Annotated in this window: 19 protein-coding genes; 11 read left to right on the top strand and 8 right to left on the bottom strand. The window is 73.4% G+C overall.

Features of this window, described 5'->3' with window-relative positions:
* The first annotated feature begins 4 nt into the window (after positions 1-4).
* Complete coding sequence (locus HS048_RS16435; protein WP_068894393.1) at positions 5-1,336, top strand: class II 3-deoxy-7-phosphoheptulonate synthase; 1,332 nt, start codon at positions 5-7, stop codon at positions 1,334-1,336.
* A 286-nt stretch (positions 1,337-1,622) separates the two neighbouring features.
* On the opposite strand, the gene trxA is transcribed toward HS048_RS16435, so the two are convergent.
* Positions 1,623-1,994 (bottom strand): thioredoxin, encoded by a 372-nt coding sequence (gene trxA, locus HS048_RS16430; protein ID WP_068893946.1) that lies wholly within the window; start codon positions 1,992-1,994, stop codon positions 1,623-1,625.
* A 308-nt stretch (positions 1,995-2,302) separates the two neighbouring features.
* On the opposite strand from trxA, the gene HS048_RS16425 reads away from it, so the two are divergent.
* Positions 2,303-2,659 carry a helix-turn-helix domain-containing protein gene (locus tag HS048_RS16425; protein ID WP_068893947.1) on the top strand — a complete coding sequence of 119 codons (357 nt, stop codon included), beginning with the start codon at positions 2,303-2,305 and terminating at the stop codon, positions 2,657-2,659.
* A gap of 27 nt (positions 2,660-2,686) precedes the next feature.
* On the opposite strand, the gene HS048_RS16420 is transcribed toward HS048_RS16425, so the two are convergent.
* The 3 genes from HS048_RS16420 to HS048_RS16410 form a co-directional block, all read right to left on the bottom strand.
* A complete protein-coding gene (locus HS048_RS16420; RefSeq protein WP_068893948.1) occupies positions 2,687-3,277 on the bottom strand; it encodes a ClpP family protease in 591 nt (196 codons plus the stop codon).
* Positions 3,274-3,900 (bottom strand): ClpP family protease, encoded by a 627-nt coding sequence (locus HS048_RS16415; RefSeq protein ID WP_068893949.1) that lies wholly within the window; start codon positions 3,898-3,900, stop codon positions 3,274-3,276. Before HS048_RS16415 ends, HS048_RS16420 begins: the two co-directional genes overlap by 4 nt.
* A 180-nt stretch (positions 3,901-4,080) precedes the next feature.
* Complete coding sequence (locus HS048_RS16410; RefSeq protein ID WP_196467372.1) at positions 4,081-6,459, bottom strand: ExeM/NucH family extracellular endonuclease; 2,379 nt, start codon at positions 6,457-6,459, stop codon at positions 4,081-4,083.
* A gap of 231 nt (positions 6,460-6,690) precedes the next feature.
* Here HS048_RS16410 and HS048_RS16405 point away from each other — a divergent pair, with 231 nt between their 5' ends.
* On the top strand, positions 6,691-7,371 hold the full coding sequence (locus tag HS048_RS16405) for a permease prefix domain 1-containing protein (RefSeq protein ID WP_307832505.1): 681 nt from the start codon (positions 6,691-6,693) through the stop codon (positions 7,369-7,371).
* A gap of 126 nt (positions 7,372-7,497) precedes the next feature.
* Here HS048_RS16405 and HS048_RS16400 read toward each other — a convergent pair whose 3' ends face one another.
* The gene (locus HS048_RS16400) at positions 7,498-7,827 is read right to left on the bottom strand and encodes a PadR family transcriptional regulator (RefSeq protein WP_068894395.1); all 330 of its coding nucleotides are present in this window, start codon (positions 7,825-7,827) and stop codon (positions 7,498-7,500) included.
* A 95-nt stretch (positions 7,828-7,922) separates the two neighbouring features.
* On the opposite strand from HS048_RS16400, the gene HS048_RS16395 reads away from it, so the two are divergent.
* The 4 genes from HS048_RS16395 to HS048_RS16380 are packed head-to-tail and all read left to right on the top strand — an operon-like array spanning position 7,923 to position 13,785.
* Positions 7,923-9,104: a cytochrome ubiquinol oxidase subunit I gene (locus tag HS048_RS16395; RefSeq protein ID WP_068893951.1), complete on the top strand. Its 1,182-nt coding sequence runs from the start codon at positions 7,923-7,925 to the stop codon at positions 9,102-9,104.
* A 10-nt stretch (positions 9,105-9,114) separates the two neighbouring features.
* On the top strand, positions 9,115-9,975 hold the full coding sequence (locus HS048_RS16390; protein WP_196467371.1) for a cytochrome d ubiquinol oxidase subunit II: 861 nt from the start codon (positions 9,115-9,117) through the stop codon (positions 9,973-9,975).
* Positions 9,976-9,982: 7 nt separating this feature from the next.
* Positions 9,983-12,025: an ABC transporter ATP-binding protein/permease gene (locus HS048_RS16385; RefSeq protein ID WP_196467370.1), complete on the top strand. Its 2,043-nt coding sequence runs from the start codon at positions 9,983-9,985 to the stop codon at positions 12,023-12,025.
* Positions 12,022-13,785 carry an amino acid ABC transporter ATP-binding/permease protein gene (locus HS048_RS16380; RefSeq protein ID WP_196467369.1) on the top strand — a complete coding sequence of 588 codons (1,764 nt, stop codon included), beginning with the start codon at positions 12,022-12,024 and terminating at the stop codon, positions 13,783-13,785. Before HS048_RS16385 ends, HS048_RS16380 begins: the two co-directional genes overlap by 4 nt.
* A gap of 19 nt (positions 13,786-13,804) precedes the next feature.
* Here the strand turns inward: HS048_RS16380 and HS048_RS16375 are convergent, their stop codons facing one another.
* From HS048_RS16375 to HS048_RS16365, 3 genes are read right to left on the bottom strand one after another with little or no spacing between them, the layout of a single operon-like run.
* On the bottom strand, positions 13,805-15,016 hold the full coding sequence (locus tag HS048_RS16375) for a sigma-70 family RNA polymerase sigma factor (protein WP_307832504.1): 1,212 nt from the start codon (positions 15,014-15,016) through the stop codon (positions 13,805-13,807).
* Positions 15,013-15,357, bottom strand: a complete 345-nt coding sequence (locus HS048_RS16370) for a YciI family protein (RefSeq protein WP_068893955.1) — start codon at positions 15,355-15,357, stop codon at positions 15,013-15,015. Before HS048_RS16370 ends, HS048_RS16375 begins: the two co-directional genes overlap by 4 nt.
* A 7-nt stretch (positions 15,358-15,364) precedes the next feature.
* Complete coding sequence (locus HS048_RS16365; protein ID WP_068893956.1) at positions 15,365-15,706, bottom strand: YciI family protein; 342 nt, start codon at positions 15,704-15,706, stop codon at positions 15,365-15,367.
* A gap of 246 nt (positions 15,707-15,952) precedes the next feature.
* Between HS048_RS16365 and HS048_RS38875 the strand changes: the two genes are divergently transcribed.
* The 4 genes from HS048_RS38875 (at position 15,953) to HS048_RS16345 (ending at position 18,782) form a co-directional block, all read left to right on the top strand.
* Positions 15,953-16,579, top strand: a complete 627-nt coding sequence (locus HS048_RS38875; protein ID WP_196467368.1) for a hypothetical protein — start codon at positions 15,953-15,955, stop codon at positions 16,577-16,579.
* Positions 16,576-16,893, top strand: a complete 318-nt coding sequence (locus HS048_RS38870) for a transcriptional regulator (RefSeq protein ID WP_068893957.1) — start codon at positions 16,576-16,578, stop codon at positions 16,891-16,893. The genes HS048_RS38875 and HS048_RS38870 overlap by 4 nt, the downstream gene beginning before the upstream one ends.
* A gap of 35 nt (positions 16,894-16,928) precedes the next feature.
* Positions 16,929-17,885 carry an ABC transporter ATP-binding protein gene (locus tag HS048_RS16350; RefSeq protein ID WP_196467367.1) on the top strand — a complete coding sequence of 319 codons (957 nt, stop codon included), beginning with the start codon at positions 16,929-16,931 and terminating at the stop codon, positions 17,883-17,885.
* Positions 17,886-18,044: 159 nt separating this feature from the next.
* On the top strand, positions 18,045-18,782 hold the full coding sequence (locus HS048_RS16345) for an ABC transporter permease (protein ID WP_068893958.1): 738 nt from the start codon (positions 18,045-18,047) through the stop codon (positions 18,780-18,782).
* Positions 18,783-18,837: the final 55 nt, after the last annotated feature.

Genomic DNA, 18,837 nt, shown 5'->3' with positions numbered 1-18,837 from the left:
GGGCGTGAGCATCAACCTGGATTCCTGGCGGCGGCTGCCCGCGGCTCAGCAGCCCGAATGGCCCGACCGCGACGAGCTGAAGAAGGTCGTCGCCGAGCTCGAAGGGCTGCCTCCCCTGGTGTTCGCCGGGGAGTGCGACAGCCTCAAGGCGCATCTGGCGGCGGTGGCGCGGGGCGAGGCCTTCGTGCTCCAGGGCGGAGACTGCGCCGAGACCTTCGCCGGCGCCACCGCGGACGACGTGCGCAACAAGCTGAAGACCCTGCTGCAGATGGCCATCGTCCTCACCTACGCGGCGAAGGTGCCCGTGGTGAAGATCGGCCGCATGGCCGGGCAGTTCGCCAAGCCGAGGTCCAAGGGCACCGAGGTCCGCGGCGGCGTGGAGCTGCCCGCCTACCGCGGCGACATGGTCAACGGGCTCGACTTCACCCCCGAGTCCCGCATCCCCGACCCCTGGCGGCTGCTGCGCGCCTACCACTCCTCGGCGGTGACGCTGAACCTGGTCAGGGCCTTCACCAAGGGCGGCTACGCCGACCTGCGCCAGGTGCACGCCTGGAACCAGGACTTCGTGGCGGAGTCCCCGGCCGGCAAGCGCTACGAGCAGCTCGCCCGCGAGATCGACCAGGCGCTGGCGTTCATGCACGCCTGCGGGGCCGACCCCGAGGAGTTCCACACGGTCGAGTTCTACTCCTCGCACGAGGCGCTCATCCTCGACTACGACCAGGCGCTCACCCGGATCGACTCCCGGACCGGCCTGCCGTACGACGTGTCGGCGCACATGGTCTGGATCGGCGAGCGCACCCGCCAGCTCGACAGCGCGCACGTGGCGTTCTTCGCGAGCATCCGCAACCCGATCGGCGTGAAGCTGGGCCCGACCACCACGGTCGAGGAGGCCCTCACCCTGATCGAGAAGCTGAACCCGGACAACGAGCCGGGCCGGCTGACGTTCATCACCCGGATGGGCGCGTCGAAGATCCGCCAGCACCTGCCCGAGCTGGTGGAGAAGGTCACCGCGAGCGGCGCCCAGGTGGCCTGGATCTGCGACCCGATGCACGGCAACACCTTCGAGGCTCCCAGCGGCCACAAGACCCGCCGCCTGGACGACGTGCTGGACGAGGTGGTCGGCTTCTTCGAGGTGCACCGCGCGCTCGGCACGCACCCCGGCGGCATCCACATCGAGTTCACCGGCGACGACGTCACCGAGTGCGTGGGCGGCGGCCACGAGATCGCCGAGGGCGACCTGGCCCTGCGCTACGAGACGGCCTGCGACCCGCGCCTCAACCGGAGCCAGTCGCTGGACCTCGCCTTCCGCGTGGCGGAGCTCTACCGGTCGCTCTGAGGCACCGCACCGGTCCCGGCCACCGGCCCGAAGTCCCCCGAGCCTCCCTCGGATTCTCACTTGGAAAGTCCGAGGGAGCGGCACATGACCATCTCCCAGGCGGGATCATGGACGATCGGGAGGCCGACGGCAGACGAGACCTCGGTCGTGGACGGGGCCGATCCCGACGATCCGGTCTCCGGCACCCGGCTGCGCGGGCGTCGGCCGCCTCCTCTGACGGCGGGCTCCGCCGCCCGGTCCGGCCGGCACGGCAGGGCGGCCCGGGCGGGCGCCCGCCTTCCGCCCGTCAGTTCTTCTGGGCGCCCAGCTCGCTGGCGAGCTCGGCCCGGATCTCGTCCATGTCCAGCGCCCGGACCTGGGTGATCAGGTCCTCCAGCGCCGGCGCGGGCAGCGCACCGGGCTGGGCGAAGACGACGATGCCGTCACGGATGGCCATGACGGTGGGGATCGAGGTGATGTCGAAGCCCTGCGCCAGCGCCTGCTCCGCCTCGGTGTCGATCTTGCCGAACGTGATGTCGCCGTGCTTCTCGGAGGCCTTCTCGAAGATCGGGCCGAACGTGCGGCACGGCCCGCACCAGGCCGCCCAGAAGTCCAGCAGAACGATCCCCTGGTCGGCGATCTCGTTGAAGTTCTTCTCGGTTACCTCGATGGTCGCCACCACTGGCTCCTCTTGTGTCTGCGTCTGTACGGCTCGCATAACTGCGTACCCGCGCTGAGCATTCCATCCCTCCGGACTCCGGGGAAACCGGCCTGCCGGGTGCGGGCCGGGGTGCCCGGGCACGTGGCGGCACCGTCCGCGGCGCCCTCCTCACAGGAACGGCCGTCGGCACCACCGGACGATCTCCGCCACGGTGGCCACCCGGCGGACGCGCGATCCGCCCTCGGACGGACCGGAGAAGATGGGGAGGATTCCGCTCTGCGCGGATCCGGCCGGACTCGAACGCGCCGTCTGCCTAAGGTGAGGCCATGGCCTCTTCCATCCCGCCGCTGCGCCCGGCGACCGATCGGACCGCCTCCAAGCCGTCTCCCGCTCGCGAGCCGCTGTGGCGGCACGCGCTCGGCGAGTGTCTCAGAGGCCTCCGTCACGAGCGGGGCGAGAAGCTGAGCGAGACGGCGCGCCGCGCCGGAGTCTCGCCGCAGTATCTCTCCGAGATGGAGCGGGGCGTCAAAGAGCCGTCGAGCGAGATGATCGCCGCGGTCGCCGGTGCGCTGGACGTGACCCTGGTCGACTTGACCCTCGCCGTCACCGAGAGCCTGCGGTCCGCTCAGCGCAGCACCTCGAGCGGCGCCACCTGCTCGGCGGCGTACGCCCTGGCCGCGTAGCGTGATCGGCCAGGATCATCCGCCGGCCTACGGACGCTCCTCGATGATCTGGTCGAGGAGCCCGTACTCCAGGGCCGCCGTCGCGGTGAACACGCGATCGTGATCGGTGTCGGCGCGCAGGGTCTCGATCGTCTGGCCGGTGTGCCGTGACAGTATGCGCTCGATGTCCGCCCGGACGCGGACGACCTCGTCGGCCTGCAGGATGAGGTCGGGGATCGCCCCCCGCCCCTGAGCGGCCGGTTGGTGCAGGATCACTCGTGCGTGCGGGAGAGCCGCGCGTTTCCCCTCGGCGCCCGCGGCGAGCAGGACGGCGCCCACCGCGACGGCCTGCCCGACGCAGGTCGTCGAGACCCGCGGACGGATGTGGCGCATGGTGTCGTAGATCGCGAGCATCGCGCTCGGATCCCCGCCTTCGCAGTTGATGTAGAACTGTATTTCGGCGTCGGGGTTGTCCGACTCCAAGAAGATCAGCTGCGCGATGAGCGCGTTCGCGACGCCCGCGTCGATCGCGGTGCCCAGATAGATGATCCGCTCGGTGAGCAGGTGCGAGTAGACATCCATGATCCGCTCGCCGCGCGAATTCTGGGTGATGACGTTCGGAATCGTGTACGTGCTCACTGGCCGGCCCCTTCGGTGACGTCGAATCCGAGCCGCGGGCGGTTGCGCGGCGCGATCTCGTCGAAGTCCTGCACGATCGCGTCCACGAAGCCGTAGTCCAGCGCCTCCCGCGCCGTGTACCAGCGATCGTGCAGGGAATCCTCGAATATGCGCTCGACGGGCTGCCCCGTGTCCTCGGCGATGAGACCGAGCACCGTGTCGCGAGTGTGCCGGAGGTCGCCGGCCTGCAATTCGATGTCGACCGCGGTGCCGCCGATCCCCGCCGAGCCCTGGTGCATCAGGACGCGTGAGTGCGGCAGGGCCCGGCGCTTCCCGCGGGCCCCCGACGACAGCAGGAACTGCCCGGCGCTGTAGGCGATGCCCAGCACGAGGGTCGAGACGTCACAGGGGATGAGCCGGATGATGTCGCGGATCGCGAGCATCGAGGGGACCGAACCGCCCGGCGAGTGGATCCACAATGCGATGTCCGTCGACGCGTCGTGCGCGGCGAGCGCTATCAGCTGCGTGGCCAGCAGTGTCCCGTTGTCGTCGTCGAGAGGGCCGTCGAGGACGAGGACGCGCTGGTCGTAGAGTTCGCGCCGCACCCGCGCGTCGAACAGGGGAAGATTGGATTCTCCGCTCATGCGCCCATCATGCGCGGCGGCCCGGACCGGCGTCGACGCGATCCGCCTGGGGCGGATCCGCTCTGAGCAGCGGGGACCCGGTTGCCGGCCGGGGCCCCGGGACCGCCGGGAGCGCGGAGGGCCCGCCCCGCCGGTACGGCGCGGGACGGGCCCCCTCAGTGACGCCGGTGGGCGTCCCGGTCAGCGCCTGCCGCCGGGCAGGGTCAGGCCGATGACCACGGGATCGTGGTCGGAGGAGCGGAACGCGTCCGGCCGGTAGAGGCCGGGCGGGTTGTACTCCGTGTTGTAGTCGAGCGCCCTGGCCTCATCGGAGTTGATGTGCCAGATCGTCGCGCCGGTGACCCGCTTGAGCAGCTCCCTGCCGACCAGCGCGTGGTCGAGCTCGCCGACCTGGCCCTCGAACAGGTAGCTGTAGCGCAGCGGGGCGGGGACGAACCTCTTGGTCACGCTGGTCAGGCCGCCGGCCTCGAGCGTGTCGATCGGGTCCTCCTCGCCGTAGGCGTTGAGGTCGCCCAGCACCAGCGGGCCGGGCAGGTCCAGGCTGTCGATCAGGCCCAGCGTGGCCTGGGCCTGGCGGACGCGCTCGCCGTTGTAGCAGCTCTGCCCGTCACCGGCGTCGGCGTCGGCGCCGGTGGCGTCCTCGTCGCAGCCCTTGGACTTGAAGTGGTTGACCAGGACGGTGAACGACTGGCCGCCCTGGGGACGGCGGAAGGTCTGGATCAGCGGAGGCCGCCGGAAGACCGGGTCGGTCGAGGACTGCGCCGCGCCGACCGGCCGGACCCTGGCCGGCTTGTAGATCATCGCCACGTGGATCACGTCGGTGCCCGGGTAGGGGTGGGCCAGCGCCGCGTAGGTGCCCGCGCCGACCTCGGCGTTGAGCGCGTCGACCAGGGCCTGGACGGCGGTCTGGCCGTTGTTCTCGACCTCCATGAGGCCGACGACGTCGGCGTCCATGCCCTTCAGCGCGGCGACCAGCTTGGCCAGCTGCCGCTGCTGCTCCTCGGCGGTGTTCGCACCGCGCGAGCCCAGGGTGGTGAACCAGTTGAGGGTGTTGAAGCTGGCCACCCTGACGTTCCCGAGCACCGGGAACGGCTTGGGCAGGCGCGGGTTGGTGCGCAGGAACCTGACCGGCTCGGTCGGCTGGAGGCGGTACTTGCCGAAGCCGTACCCCATCACGCCGGTGACGCCGAGCGTGGTGTCGCCGAGCCGGACCGCGCGCGGGTCGGTGTGCGGGACGACCGGCGGGTTCTCCGCGCCGGAGCCGTCGTCCACGAGCAGGGTGCGGCGCGCGTTCAGCGCGGCGCTCACGCCCGGCCGGTCGGTCGGCTGGTAGATCCGGCCCTCGGAGGAGAGGTTGATCTCGCCGTAGCGGGCCAGGTTGTAGTGGTCGCTGACGGTGAGCGGCTCGGGGAAGGTGACGAGCATGTTCTCGACCCGCTCGAAGGTGGCGCCCTCGGGGCGCGGCAGGCTCTGCCGCGCCGGAGCGATCGTGCCGGTGCCGCAGACGTCCACGGCGGTGACCGGCGACAGCTCGGTCCAGCCGTTGAACTCCACGGCCCTGCCGGTGACCAGGACCCGGTCACCGACCTTGACGTCCTTGAAGGACGAGCGGGCGAAGGCGAACAGACCCTCGGAGGTGGCCGGGTCGGCGTCCGGGGTCGGGTCCTGCAGGAAGAACCCGCTGAGCTGGTTCGCCTCCTGGAAGTCCGCGGTCACCACGCCCTCGACCCGGACCGTCTGGCCGGCGAGCGGGCTCGCGTCGCCGCTCCCCTGCACCTGGGCGATCTGGTGGGTGGCGGGGGTCTCGCACGGCGCGGCCGTCGGCGTCGGGGACGGCGTGGCAGTCGGGGTCGCGGTCGGGGTGGCCGTCACCGTCGGGGTGGGCGTGGGCTCCGCGTCGCCGCAGGGGGCGGGGGCGGTGGCCCGGTTGCGCGGCGCGGGGGCGGCGGTCTCGATGTCGGCGGCGTTGACGTCGGTGTCGGCGCAGCCGTGGTCCTTGCGGAGCCCGGCCGTGCCGTTGGACAGGGCGGGGGCCGCGGCGCCCTCGGCGTAGTTGGCGGTGCCGTAGCCGACAAGGTCGGCGATGAGCGCCGTCTGCTCGGGGGTGCAGGGCACCGAGCCGCCGTTGCAGGCGAGGCCGTCGGCCGAGCGGGCCAGGACTACCTTGCCCGCGCTGCCGCTCATGTTGACGGTTCCGGTGCCGTCGGGGGCGGGCAGGGCGGCGCCGGTCGCGCCGCCGGCGAGCTGGAGCAGGTGGTACTGGCCGGGCGCGAGCGTGCCGGACAGGGGCACCAGGTTGGAGCCGAAGGTGCCGGTGCCGGTGGCGCTGCCGTACTGGACGGACCAGCCGTCCAGGGAGACGGGCGCCGCGCTGCGGTTGAACAGTTCGACGAAGTCGTTGGCGAACGGCGCGCCGCTGTTGCCGCCGCCGCCGTAGACCTGGCTGATGACGACGGTGCCCGGCGCGGCCAGGGCCGGGGTCGTGGTGAGGGTCGCGACGCCGGCGGCGGTGACGCCGACGGCCGCGAGGGCGGCGAGCGCCCGGGATAAAGCACGCATGGGCAGGAGCGTAGAGGTCTTTTGATCCCTCAGCGTCCCTCTATAGGTGGACGAATGATGAAATGAGAAAATGTTGGCAGATGGTGTCGAGTGGTTCACGGCAACACTGGCTGCCCTTGGTCTGGATCCGGGGACGCATCAGGGTCCTCCCTGATGCGCGGGCGCCGGGCAGGGGTCATGATGGGCGCCGGACACCCCTGGGACGGGGGACCGCGCGAGCAAGGGGAGAGAGTGGACGCCGGAGTCATCGACGACTACGTCGCAGAGCTCGGCCGTACGCTCCGCGGGCCGAGGGGGCTCAGGCTCGACCTGGTCGCCGAGGCCCGCGACAGCCTGCTCGACGCCGCGGAGGCCCTGGAGGACGGCGGCCTGGAGCGGGCCGAGGCCGAGCGGGCCGCGGTCGAGGAGTTCGGCGCCGTCCACGAGATCGCCCCGGGCTACCAGGAGGAGCTGTCCGTAGCCGCGGGCCGGAGGCTGGCCGCCCTGCTCTTCCTCGCCGTACCGCTCACCGCGGTCATGTGGACCCTGATCTGGAAGCTGTTCCCGACGGCTCCGGTCGCCTACGACGCCCGGCCTGGCTGGTTCGTGCCGGTGGCCCGCGCCGTGGACGTCACGCAGATGGCCATCGGGATGCTCGGCGCGCTGGCGCTGCTCGCGCTCGGCCGGGGACGGCGCCGGATCCGGCGGCCGTGGCTGGTCGCCCGGGCGCTGGCGCTGTTCGTCTGGGCCATGATGCCGGTCATGCTCGTCATGTGCTGGGCCCTGATGTACGGCTCGAACCGACCGGCCGGTTTCTCCGACTATCCTCCCGGCCTCGCCGCCTCGGCGGTGAGCTACGGGTTCTGGGGCCTGCAGCTCTACTGCGCGACCCGCTGCCTCTCGCTCACCCGGAGACGGCTCGCGGCCGCGTGAGAGAGGACCGGGCGACCGGCGCACGCCCCGCCGCCCGAGACCGCGCGCACCCGTACAGCCGAAACCGCGCACCACCGCACACCGCCGCACGGCCGAAACCGCGCACCGCCGCAGAGGCCGGTGCGCTCACTTCGTGGCACGCGGCTCCAGCACGCTGCCGATGACGCCCGCGAACTCCCGCCAGGCCGAGCGCTCTCCGGCCAGGGCCGTGCGGCCCGCCGAGGTCAGCCGGTAGGTGCGCCGCTTGCGCCCGCCCACCGTGGCCCACTCGCTGGCCAGGTATCCCGCCTGCTCCAGTCTGCGCAGCGCCGGGTAGACCGTGCCCGTCGGCACGCTGAGCGCACCGCCGCTGCGCGCCTGCAGCGCCTCGATGATCGCGTATCCGTGCAGGGGCTCGTGTTCCAGGACGGAGAGCAGCAGGGCGTCCATGTGCCCGCGGAGCGCGTCGGTGTTCACGCCCATCACCTTACCTCTCGCATAGGCAACCTACATGTAGGCTCTCTACATGTAGAGTGTCTATAGGTAGACAGACATGTGATGGAGGCAGCGCCATGGACGTACTCGACCTGGCCCGGGCGCAGTTCGCGGTGACGGGGAGTCTCCACTTCCTGTTCGTCGTGCTGACGCTGGGCCTGGCCCCCCTCGTGGCGGTCATGCAGACCCTCTGGACCTTCGGCGGCAAGCCGGTCCACGAGCGGATGACCCGCTTCTGGGGCCAGATCTACTTGATCAACTACGCGCTCGGCATCGTCACCGGCCTGGTGATGGAGTTCCAGTTCGGCCTGAACTGGAGCGGGCTGTCGCACTACGCCGGCGACGTCTTCGGTGCGCCGCTGGCGATCGAGACGCTCGTCGCCTTCTTCCTGGAGTCCACGTTCCTCGGTTTGTGGATCTTCGGCTGGCACCGGATGTCCCGCCGGCTCCATCTGGCGTGCATCTGGATCGTCACGCTGACCGCCTACGTCTCGGCGTTCTGGATCATGGCGGCCAACGCGTTCCTGCAGAACCCGGCGGGAGCGGTGGAGCGGGGCGGCAGGCTCGTGGTCGAGGACTTCGGGGCGGTGCTGGCCAACCCCCTGCTCACCATGGCCCTGCCCCACGTGATCGGTGCCGGGTTGTGGACCGGCGGCTTCGTGCTCATGGGCGCCAGCGCCTACCAGCTGTTCCGCAGGACCGCCGAGCAGGTGTTCTTCACCCGCTCCCTGCGCCTGGGCGTGGTCGTCGCGGCCGTCGGCTCCGTGATCACGGTCGGCTTCGGATACGCGCAGTTCTCCCCCGTGTCGGAGTTCCAGCCGGACAAGTTCGGCGGCGCGCCGCTGGCCGGGGTGGGACTCGGCTTCATGATCATGATCGGGCAGCTGCTCCAGTTCGTCGTGCTGTTCGTGCTGCTGCCCGTCATCCGCTGGCTGCCGCGCTGGCGGTGGGCGCACCCGATCGTGATGCTGATGACCCCGCTGCCGTTCCTGGCCGCGATCCTCGGCTGGCTCGCCCGCGAGGCCGGCCGCCAGCCGTGGCTGGTGTACGGCAGGCTCACCGTCGCCGACGCGATGTCCCCCGGCCTCACTCCGGCGATGATCACCACGTCCCTGGTGGCCTTCACCGGTGTGCTCGGGCTGCTCGCGGTCGTCGACTACCTGCTCATCGCCCGCCTGGTACGGCGCGGCCCCGCCGCCGCCACCCTGGGCGCCGCCCCGCTCCCGCCGCCCGAGCGCACCCCCGCGCTGAGCCTGTAAGGAGACACCGATGGACATCCTCTGGTCCGTGCTCTTCGCCGTCCTGCTGATCGGCTACTTCGCCCTGGAGGGCGCGAACATCGGCCTCGGCATGCTGCTGCCCGTCCTCGGCCGCACCCAGGAGGGGCGGGACCGGATCGTCGCCGCGGCGGCGCCGTTCGTCCTGGCGGGCGAGGTGTGGCTGGTGGCCGTGGCCGGAACGCTCTTCGGCGTGTATCCGCAGGCCGAGGGCGAGGTGCTGTTCGGCCTCTACCCGCTGGTGGTCTGCCTGCTGGTCTCCTGGATCGTGCGCGACGCGGGGCTCTGGTTCCGCCGCAGGGCGGACGGCCCCGCCTGGCGCGCCGGGTGGGACCGGATGATCTGCCTGGGCTCCTGGGGACTCGCTCTCTCCTGGGGCGCGGCCCTGACCGCCCTGGCGACCAGCCTGTCGATCACTCCGGCGGCCCTCGCGGGCGCGGCGGCGCTCGCGGCGCTGCTGGCCTTCCACGGCCGGGCCTTCGCTTCCTGGCTGCTGCCCGGCGGCACGGCCGGGACCGCCGGGGCGGCCGGCGAGCTCTCCGGCGCCGCGCCGGGTGGCGCGGCCGGTCCGGCGGTCCGCCCGGCGGCCGGACGGCTTCCCGGCCCGGCCGCGAGTGCGGGCCGCGGCGCGGCCGCGCTGGCCGTCTCGGCCTGCCTGGCCGCCGCACCCGCCGCGGCGCTGCTGGCCGGCGCCGCTCCGTGGCTCCTGGAGCACACCGCCCCGGCGGATACGCTGAATGTGCTCAGTCTCATGATCCTGCCGTGCGCGCCGCTCATGGCGGGTGCGCAAGTATGGGTGTGGCGCACGTTCGGTCCCCGGCGTGCCGCCGACCGGTTCCCCTCGTTCTTCTAGGGCTCACATGCACAAGGATCTCCTGCGGCTGGTGCGGGGCGAGCGAGCAGTCCGCCGCCATCTGGCCCTCTGCCTGGCCGCGGCGGTCCTCGCCGGGCTGCTCGTCCTCGTCCAGGCCGAGCTGCTCGCCGGCGTCCTCTCCGGGAGGCTCGAGACCCCGGCGCTGGCCCTGCTGGCGGTGGTCGTCGGGGTCCGGGGGCTGCTCGGCCTCGCCCAGGGGATCGCCGCCGGTCGCACCACCACCGCGGTGAAGTCGGTCCTGCGCCACCGGCTGCTCTCCCGGCTGCGGGACCTGGGCCCGGCCCGGCTGACCTCCCACCGCTCCGGCGAGCTGGTGACGCTGACCGGGCGCGGCCTGGACGCGCTCGACCCCTACCTGAACGGCTACCTCCCGGCGGTCGCGGTGGCGGGCGTCGTACCGGTCGCCGTGCTCGCCCGGCTGGTCTTCGCCGACCTGCCCAGCGCGGTGATCGTGCTCGTCACGCTCCCGCTCATCCCGGTCTTCGGCGCGCTGGTCGGCATGCACACCAAGGCCGTCACCGAGCGCCAGTGGCGGGCCCTGTCCCGCCTCGGCGGGCACTTCCTCGACGTGGTCCGCGGCCTGCCCACGCTGCGCGCCTTCGGCCGGGCCCGCTACCAGGCGGAGGTGATCCGGCGGGTCACCGACGCCCACCGGAGCGCGACGATGCGCACGCTGCGGGTGGCCTTCCTGTCCTCGCTGGTGCTGGAGCTGGCCGCCTCCCTCTCGCTCGCGCTGGTCGCGGTCCCGATCGGCCTCCGGCTGCTGGGCGGGACGCTCGACCTGCCCGCCGCGCTGCTGGTGCTGCTGCTGGCCCCGGAGGCCTACCTGCCGCTGCGGAACATGGGCACCAGGTTCCACGCCGCGATGGAGGGGGTCACCGCCGCCGACGACGTGTTCGCCGTACTCGACGGGGAGCCCGAGCCCCGGTCCGCCGAGCCTCGGTCCACCGTGTCCCGGTCCGCCGAGCCCCCGTCCGCCGATGGCGGAGCCCTCGACCCGGCCGGCCCCGCGGCGGCGCCGGAGATCCGGCTGGAGAACGTGACGGTGCGCTATCCGGGCCGGACGGAGGCGGCGCTGGAGGACGTGTCGCTGGTCATCGCGCCGGGCGAGCGGGTGGCGCTGGTCGGCGAGAGCGGCGCGGGCAAGAGCACGCTGCTCCACCTGCTGCTGGGTTTCCTCACCCCGGAGAGCGGCCGGGTCCTGGTCGACGGGGTGGAACTCTCCGGTCCCGCCTCCGGACCCGCCGCAGCGGCCTCCGGAGCCGAGGGGGCCGGAGACGCCGGAACCGAGGGGGCCGGGGAGACGCGGGACGGCGGAGACGCCGGGAGCGCGGAAACCCGGGTGGCGCGCGACGCCGGTGACGCCGGGATCTCCGAGGACGCCGGGGCGCGCTGGGAGGCCTGGCGCGGGCGGCTGGCGTTCGTGCCCCAGCGCCCCCACCTGTTCGCCGCCTCGGTGGCCGACAACATCAGGCTCGGCTCCCCCGGGGCGACGCTCCAGCAGGTCCGGGCGGCGGCCGGGGCCGCGCACGCGGACGGCTTCGTGACGGAACTGCCGGAGGGCTACGACACGGTGCTCGGTGAGCGCGGTGCGAACCTCTCCGCCGGCCAGCGGCAGCGGATCGCGCTGGCCCGCGCCTTCTGCCGGCCCGCGGCGGACCTGCTCCTGCTGGACGAGCCGACGGCCCGGCTCGACGGCCGGAGCGAGGCGGCGATCGTCGCCGCCACCCGCGAGCTGGCCGAGGGCCGGACCGCCGTGATCGTGGCCCACCGGCCCGCGATGATCGATCTGGCCGGCCGGGTGGTCCGGATCGCCGGCGGCCGGGTCGTGTCCGACAGCGGCTCCCCCGGTGCGCCGGCGGCACGCGGCGAAGCCGCCCCTCCCGGCGGCACGACCGGTCCCGGCGGCACGGCGCCCCCTGACACGACCGGTCCCGACGGCGCGGCGGCTTCCGATGACACGACGGCTTCCAGTGACGCAGGGGCTTCCGGCGACACGGTGGCGACGGGTGCCGGAGGGACGCGATGAGACGGATGAGCGGGCGGATCGCCCTGGCGGCGGCGGCCGGGGTCGCGGCGGAACTCGCCGGACTGGCCCTGATCGGGTCGGCCGCATGGCTGATCACCAGAGCGGCCGAGCAGCCGCCGCTGGCGGCGCTGAGCGTGGCGATCGTCGGGGTGCGCGCGTTCGCGACGAGCAAGGGCGTCCTCCGGTACGGCGAGCGCCTGACCGGGCACGACGTGGCGCTCCGCGCCCAGGCGACGACCCGGGAACGGCTCTACCAGGCGCTCGTCCCGGCCGGTCCGCCGAGCCAGAAGGGCGCCGACCTGCTCAGCCGGATGGTGGACGACACCGACGCCGTGCAGGATCTGCTGGTCCGGGGTCTGCTCCCGGCGGTCGCGGCGCTGGTGACCGGGGTCGCGGCGGTCGTGCTCGGCCTGTTCCTGCTCCCGGCGGCCGCGCTGGTGCTGACGGCCGGCCTGCTGACGGCGGGCGTGGTGCTGCCCGCCGGGGTCGCCGCCGTCACGCGGCGCCGGGCCGCGCTGATCGCCCCGGCCCGGGCCGAGCTGGCCGCCCGGGTGGCCGACCTGCTGCACGGGGCGGCCGACCTGGCCGCCTACGGAGCGGGCGACCGGGCCCTGGCCGCCTCCGCCGGAGCGGACGCCCGGCTGGCCGCGCTGGAGCGGGCCCAGGCCCGCACGGGCGCCGTGGCCACCTGTCTGGGCGTGCTCGCCCAGGGACTGACCGTCGCGGGGGTGGTCCTGGTCGCGCAGGGAGCGGGCGCCGGTTCGGTGGCGACCGCCGTGCTCGCGCTGACCTCCCTGGTCTCCTTCGAGCCCCTGCTGCCGATGATCACGGCCGCCGAGCGCATGACCGGGGTGTCCGCCGCCCTGCGCCGGCTGCGGGAGGTCCGCGCGACCCCGCCCGCCGTCGCCGAGCCGGCCCGGCCGGCGGCCGTCCCCGGCGGGCCGCTCACGGTCGAGGTCGAAGACCTGGTCGTCCGCCACGCGGCGGACCGCGCCCCGGCGCTGAACGGCGTCGCCCTCACCCTCACTCCCGGTAAGCGGGTGGCGGTCGTCGGCCCCAGCGGGGCGGGCAAGAGCACCCTGCTGGCGGCCCTGATGCGCCTGGTGGAGCCGGAGTCCGGCGCGATCCGGCTGTCCGGCTCCGGCCCCGCCGGCCCCGGCCCCGGCGCCGACGGCGACGCGCCCGGGACCGAGGCCGGGACCGAGGCCGGGACCGGGAAGACCGTCGATCTGCGCGACCTGCCCTCGGACGAGGCCCGGCGGATCATGACGGGCCTGACCCAGGACCCGTACGTGTTCCAGGCCTCGTTCCGCGACAACCTCCGGCTGGCCGGGCCGGAGGCGGACGAGGCGGCGCTGGCGGAGGCCGTACGGCGGGCGCGGCTGGAGGAGTGGGCGGAGCGGACCGGGTGGGACACCGTGCTCGGGGAGGACGGGCGGACGGTCTCCGGCGGGCAGCTGCAGCGGCTCGCCCTGGCCCGGGCGCTGCTGAACGACCCGCCCGTGCTGCTGCTCGACGAGCCGGCCGAGGCGCTGGACGAGGAGACCGCCGACGCGCTCATGGCCGACCTGCTGGACGCCACCCGGGGGCGCACGACCCTGCTGGTCACGCACCGGCTGCGCGGCCTGGAGGAGGTGGACGAGATCGTCGTGCTGGAGAACGGCTCGGTCCTGCAGCGGGGCACCCACCGGGAGCTGGTGGAGGTCCCCGGCTACTACCGCGACCTGTGGCGGTCGGAGGCCATGGTCTCCCGGGCGTAGCACCGCTCCGGGACCGGGCTCAGCGGGCGGACAGCTCTTCCCTGCGCGACAGCAGGAAGGCGCGTTCCGGATCGGTGCCGACGGCCTCCAGCGCCCGGCCGTAGGCGTCCAGGGCCTGCCGGTCCTGGCCCAGGCGGCGCAGCAGCTCGGCGCGGGTGGCGTGGAGCAGGTGGTGGTGGCCCATCGCCCCGTCCAGCCCGTCGAGGAGCTCCAGTCCGGCCTCGGCCCCGTCGGCCTCGGCGACCGCCACGGCCCGGTTGAGCCGGACCACCGCCGACCCGGTGACCTCCTCCAGCCTGCCGTACAGCCGGGCGATGGCGGGCCAGTCGGTGTCCTCGGCCCGCTCGGCGACCGCGTGCTCGGCCGCGATCGCGGCCTGCAGCAGGTAGGGGCCGGGGAACCCGCCGGTGCCGTCCGGGCGCACCGCCTCCAGCAGGGAGAGCGCCTCGCCCGCCTCGTCGCGGTGCCAGCGCGAGCGGTCCTGGTCGGGCAGCCGGACCAGCTCCCCCGACGGGCCCAGCCGGGCGTCCCGGCGGGCGTGGTGCAGCAGCATCAGCGCCAGCAGCCCGTCCGCCTCCGGATCGGCGGGCAGCAGCTCGCGCAGCATCCGGCCCAGCGCGATCGCCTCGGCGGCGAGCTCGGCGCGGATGAGCCGGTCTCCCCCGGTGGCGGCGTACCCCTCGGTGAAGACGAGGTAGACCACGGCCAGCACCCCGTCGCGCCGCTCGGCCAGTTCCGGTCCGGCCGGGATCCGGTAGGGGATGCCCGCCTGGGCGATCTTCTTCTTCGCCCGGGTGATCCTGGCGGCCATGGTGGTCTCGGAGACCAGGAAGAGCCGGGCGATCTCGCGGGTGGTCAGGCCGCCCGCGCAGCGCAGCGTGAGGGCCACCCGGGCGTCCATGGACAGCGCCGGGTGGCAGCAGGTGAAGATCATCCGTAGCCGCTCGTCGGGGATGGCCGAGGGGTCCGGCGGGTCGTCGACGACCAGCAGCGGCAGCTTCCTGGCCGCGACGGCGTCCCGGCGCAGCCGGTCCAGCGCGCGCCTGCGGGCCGTGGTGAGCAGCCAGGCGGGCGGGTTGCCGGGCTCCGGCGGCCAGGCGGCGACGGCCGCGGCGAAGGCGTCCTGCAGCGACTCCTCGGCCAGGTCCAGATCGCGCAGCTCGGCGGTGAGCAGGGCGAGCAGGCGCGCCCAGTGCCGCCGGTACGCCTGCTCGACCGCTGTCACGCTCACCCCTGGTATTCGACCACGGGACGGATCTCCACGATCTCCTCGGGGCAGGCCGTGGCGAACTCGATCGCCTCGTCCAGGTCCCGGGCCTCCACGAGGTAGAAGCCGCCCAGGTGCTCGGCGGTCTCGGCGTAGGGGCCGTCGGTGTGCAGCGTCCGCCCGCCGCCGGTGCGCACGGTGACGGCGGTCGTGGACAGGTCCAGTTCCTCCCCGCCGAGATAGGCCCCGCGGGCGGTGAGCATGTCCGTGAACCGGCCGTGCGCGGCGGAGAGCTCCTCGATCTCGGCCTCGGTGGCGGCGGCCCACCTGCGCTCGTCCCCGTAGAGCAGCAGTGCGTACTTCACCGCGCCGTCACCCCCGGTCCGGGACGGGCCGGATCTCCACGACGTCGGACGGGCAGGCCTCGGCGAACTCGATCGCCTCCTCCATGCTCGCGACCTCGATCGTGACGTACCCGCCGATCTGCTCGACCGCCTCGGCGTAGGGGCCGTCGGTGACGACCACCTTCCCCCCGGTCTTCCTGACCGTGGTGGCAGTGCCGGAGTGGGCCAGCTCGTCGCCGCCCCGGCCCGCGTTCCGGGCCGTCAGCATCTCCTCGAAGCGGCCCCACCGGGCGTAGACCTCCTCCCGCTCGGCCGGGCCGGCCTCCGCCCAGGGCCTCTCGTCCCCCGCGGCCAGCAGCACGTATCTCATGGTTCTCCCTTCCGGTGCCGTCCGGCGGATGCCGTACGCACTCCAATGACGTACGGCGCCCGCCGGAATCGACAGGTCCCGCCGAAGAGATTCTCGCGGGCGGGGCCGGCGCCCCCGGACGGCCGCCCGGTCCGGGCGGGACCGGATTGGTACGGCCGCGGGGATTGAGTTGGCGGAGCAATGTGGTTTACAGTTCAAACCAAGAGTTTGAAACACAAACCGGTTTGTACCGACAAGGAGAAAGCCGTGGAGGAAGACGATCGAGCGCTGAGCCCGGAGGAGATGCTCCGGTTGATCGACCGGCAGGACTCCGCGGCCGTCCGCCGGTTCGTGCCCGACACGTCGTTGCTCTATCTGCCGTGGGGGCTCGCCTGGCTGGTCGGGTTCGGCGCGCTCTTCCTCCATCACGGCCTGTCCGGCAGGCCGTACGCACCGATCTCCATAGACGTCGCACTGGCGGTGCTCTTCGGGGCCATGCTGCTGGCCGGGGCGGTCAACGCCTTCGTCCTCTGGCGGACCGGCAACCAGGTCCGAGGTGCCTCCCAGCAGCGCGGCATGATGTACGGCCTCGCCTGGCCGACCGGATTCCTCACCATGTCGATGATCGCGGAGCGGTTCGCCGCCCAGCTCCCCGAGGCGGAGCGGAACCTCCTGTGGGCGAGCATGTCGATCATGCTGGTCTCCGTTCTCTACATGGCCGGTGCCGCCGTCTGGCACGACTGGCCGATGTTCGCCGTCGGCATCTGGACGGCCGTGCTCAACGCCGTGGGAACGGCCGCCGGGGCGGGCTGGCACGCGCTGCTGATCGCGGTGGGCGGCGGAGGCGGGTTCATCGTCGTCGGCCTGGTTTTCAGCAGGAGGGCCCGCCGGTGACCCCCGAGCTCGACCCGGTGATCCACGCCCAGGCCCGGCTCCGGGTGGTCGTCACGCTCAACGCCCTGCCCGAAGGGGACCAGATCACCTTCCCCGGCCTGAAGGACCTGCTCGGCATGACCGCGGGCAACCTCTCGGTCCACCTCGGCAAGCTGGAGGAGGCCGGTTACGTGGAGATCGTCAAGACGCACCGCGGCCGCACCCCGGCCACCTACGTCGCCCTCACCCGGCGGGGCCGCCTCGCCTTCGAGGAGTACACCGCGGCGATCCGCACCCTGCTGGACACGACCTCGGCGCCGCCCTCCGGCGCCTGACCCCCGTTCGACATTCGAGAAAGGAAGGTCCCGCGATGGCGGAACCTACGACGGCACCGGGCGCAGGACCGGGTGCGGCACCGAGCTCGCCGCCGGATCCCGGCGCGGAGCCGGAGCAGTCCCTGGTGCGCGCCGTGGAGGTCACCCGGCGCTACGGGGACGTGACGGCGCTGGACCGCGTCTCCCTCTGCGTCCGGCCCGGCGAGCTGGTCGGGCTGCTCGGCCCCAACGGGGCGGGCAAGTCCACGCTGATCAACCTGTTCTGCGGGCTGCGCAGGCCCACCTCGGGCCGCATCGAGCTGCTCGGCGGCTCCCCCGCCGATCCGGTACGGCGGCGCGGCATCGGCGTCACGCCGCAGGAGACCGGGCTGCCGGCGACCCTGCGGGTCGGGGAGATCGTGGACTTCGTCGCCGCCCACTACCCGCGGAGCGTCGCCCGGGGGGCGCTGCTGGAGCGGTTCGGCCTGTCCGGGCTGGAGCGGCGCCAGGTCGGCGGGCTCTCGGGCGGGCAGAAGCGGCGGCTCGCGGTGGCGCTGGCGTTCGTCGGCGACCCCCGGCTGGTCTTCCTCGACGAACCGACCACGGGACTGGACGTCGAGGCGCGCCGGGCGTTGTGGGACGCCATCCGGGACTTCCACTCCGGCGGCGGCACCGTGGTGCTCACCAGCCACTACCTGGAGGAGGTCGAGGCGCTGGCCGAGCGGGTCGTGGTCATCGGGCAGGGCCGGGTCCTGGCCGACGGCACCACCGAGCAGGTGCGGGACATCGCCGGTGTCCGCCGCGTCACCCTGACGGCCGGCGATCTGCCCGAACTGCCCGGGGTCCTGCGGACGGAGCGCGAGGGCGACCGCACCCACCTGCTCACCTCCGACGCCGACGCGCTGGTGCGCGAGCTGGTCCGCGCCGACGTGCCCTTCTCCGGCCTGGAGGTCCGGCCCACCTCCCTGGAGGAGGCGTTCCTGACCATCACCGCCGGCTCCGAGGCGGCCTGACCCGGTCCCGCCCCCGGTCTCCGGCCGCACACCGTCCCCGCCCTGCTCGCCCCTGACCGCACCCCGCTTCCGCATCCGCTCCTCCCGGGAGCCTTTCCGGCCGCGCCCGCCCCGACGCGAGCCGCCCTCCGGCCGTCCCCCTTCTCCGAGAGAGGCCCCATGTCGCTCCTTCTCACCCACACCCGGTACCAGTTCATGGAGACCGTACGGGTGCCGATCGCGCTGATCGGCAACGGTTTCTTCCCCGCCGCCTCGATGCTGTTCTTCGTGGTCCCGTTCGCCGGAGACCACCCGGTCGGGGCGACCCTGGCCACCGCCTCGATGATGACCTTCGCGGTGATGTCCAGCGCCCTGTTCACCCACGGCATCGGCGTCGCCGAGGACCGGGTCCAGCCCTGGGACCCCTACACCCGCACCCTGCCCGCCGGTCCGTGGCCGAGGCTCGGGGCCCGCATCCTCAACTCGCTGCTCTTCACGCTCGTCGGGGTGCTGCCGGTCCTCGTCATCTCCGCGCTGTTCACCGAGGCCACCGTGACCCCCGTCCAGCTCGTCCTGGGGGTGGGCGCCCTGCTGCTCGGGTCGGTCCCGTTCCAGCTGCTCGGCCTGTTCATCGGGTACGCACTGCCGTCCAAGGCGGCGATCGCGGTCGTGCAGCTGCTGTTCTTCCCCATGGCGGTGGGCGGCGGCCTGCTGACGAACCCGATGGACGCCCCCGCCTTCATCGACGCGGTCGCACCCTTCCTGCCCAGCCGGGGCGCGGTCGAGCTGGTCTGGGCCGCGGTCGGGTACGGCTCGCCCCGGCCGCTGGCGACGGCCATGTTCGCCGTCTGGGTCGCGGTCGCCGGAGCGCTGGCGGTCTGGGCCTACCGCCGCGACGAGGGCCGCCGCTTCTCCTGAGCCCTCCGCGCCGGGCCTCGGAGAACGAGATCCTGAGCGGCCCGGAGGCCCGGAC

Source organism: Planomonospora sp. ID91781, from assembly GCF_015711595.1.
Taxonomy (GTDB): Bacteria; Actinomycetota; Actinomycetes; order Streptosporangiales; family Streptosporangiaceae; genus Planomonospora; species Planomonospora parontospora.
Note: the sequence above shows the minus strand (reverse complement) of the source record. Positions and strands in the feature narration are given on the sequence as shown.

Coding starts and splice junctions, on each gene's coding strand:
- HS048_RS16425 (WP_068893947.1), top strand. CDS start 2,303: ATGGCCTCTTCCATCCCGCCGCTGCGCCCGGCGACCGATCGGACCGCC.
- HS048_RS16415 (WP_068893949.1), bottom strand. CDS start 3,900: ATGAGCGGAGAATCCAATCTTCCCCTGTTCGACGCGCGGGTGCGGCGC.
- HS048_RS16410 (WP_196467372.1), bottom strand. CDS start 6,459: ATGCGTGCTTTATCCCGGGCGCTCGCCGCCCTCGCGGCCGTCGGCGTC.
- HS048_RS16395 (WP_068893951.1), top strand. CDS start 7,923: ATGGACGTACTCGACCTGGCCCGGGCGCAGTTCGCGGTGACGGGGAGT.
- HS048_RS16390 (WP_196467371.1), top strand. CDS start 9,115: ATGGACATCCTCTGGTCCGTGCTCTTCGCCGTCCTGCTGATCGGCTAC.
- HS048_RS16385 (WP_196467370.1), top strand. CDS start 9,983: ATGCACAAGGATCTCCTGCGGCTGGTGCGGGGCGAGCGAGCAGTCCGC.
- HS048_RS16380 (WP_196467369.1), top strand. CDS start 12,022: ATGAGACGGATGAGCGGGCGGATCGCCCTGGCGGCGGCGGCCGGGGTC.
- HS048_RS16365 (WP_068893956.1), bottom strand. CDS start 15,706: ATGAGATACGTGCTGCTGGCCGCGGGGGACGAGAGGCCCTGGGCGGAG.
- HS048_RS16350 (WP_196467367.1), top strand. CDS start 16,929: ATGGCGGAACCTACGACGGCACCGGGCGCAGGACCGGGTGCGGCACCG.
- HS048_RS16345 (WP_068893958.1), top strand. CDS start 18,045: ATGTCGCTCCTTCTCACCCACACCCGGTACCAGTTCATGGAGACCGTA.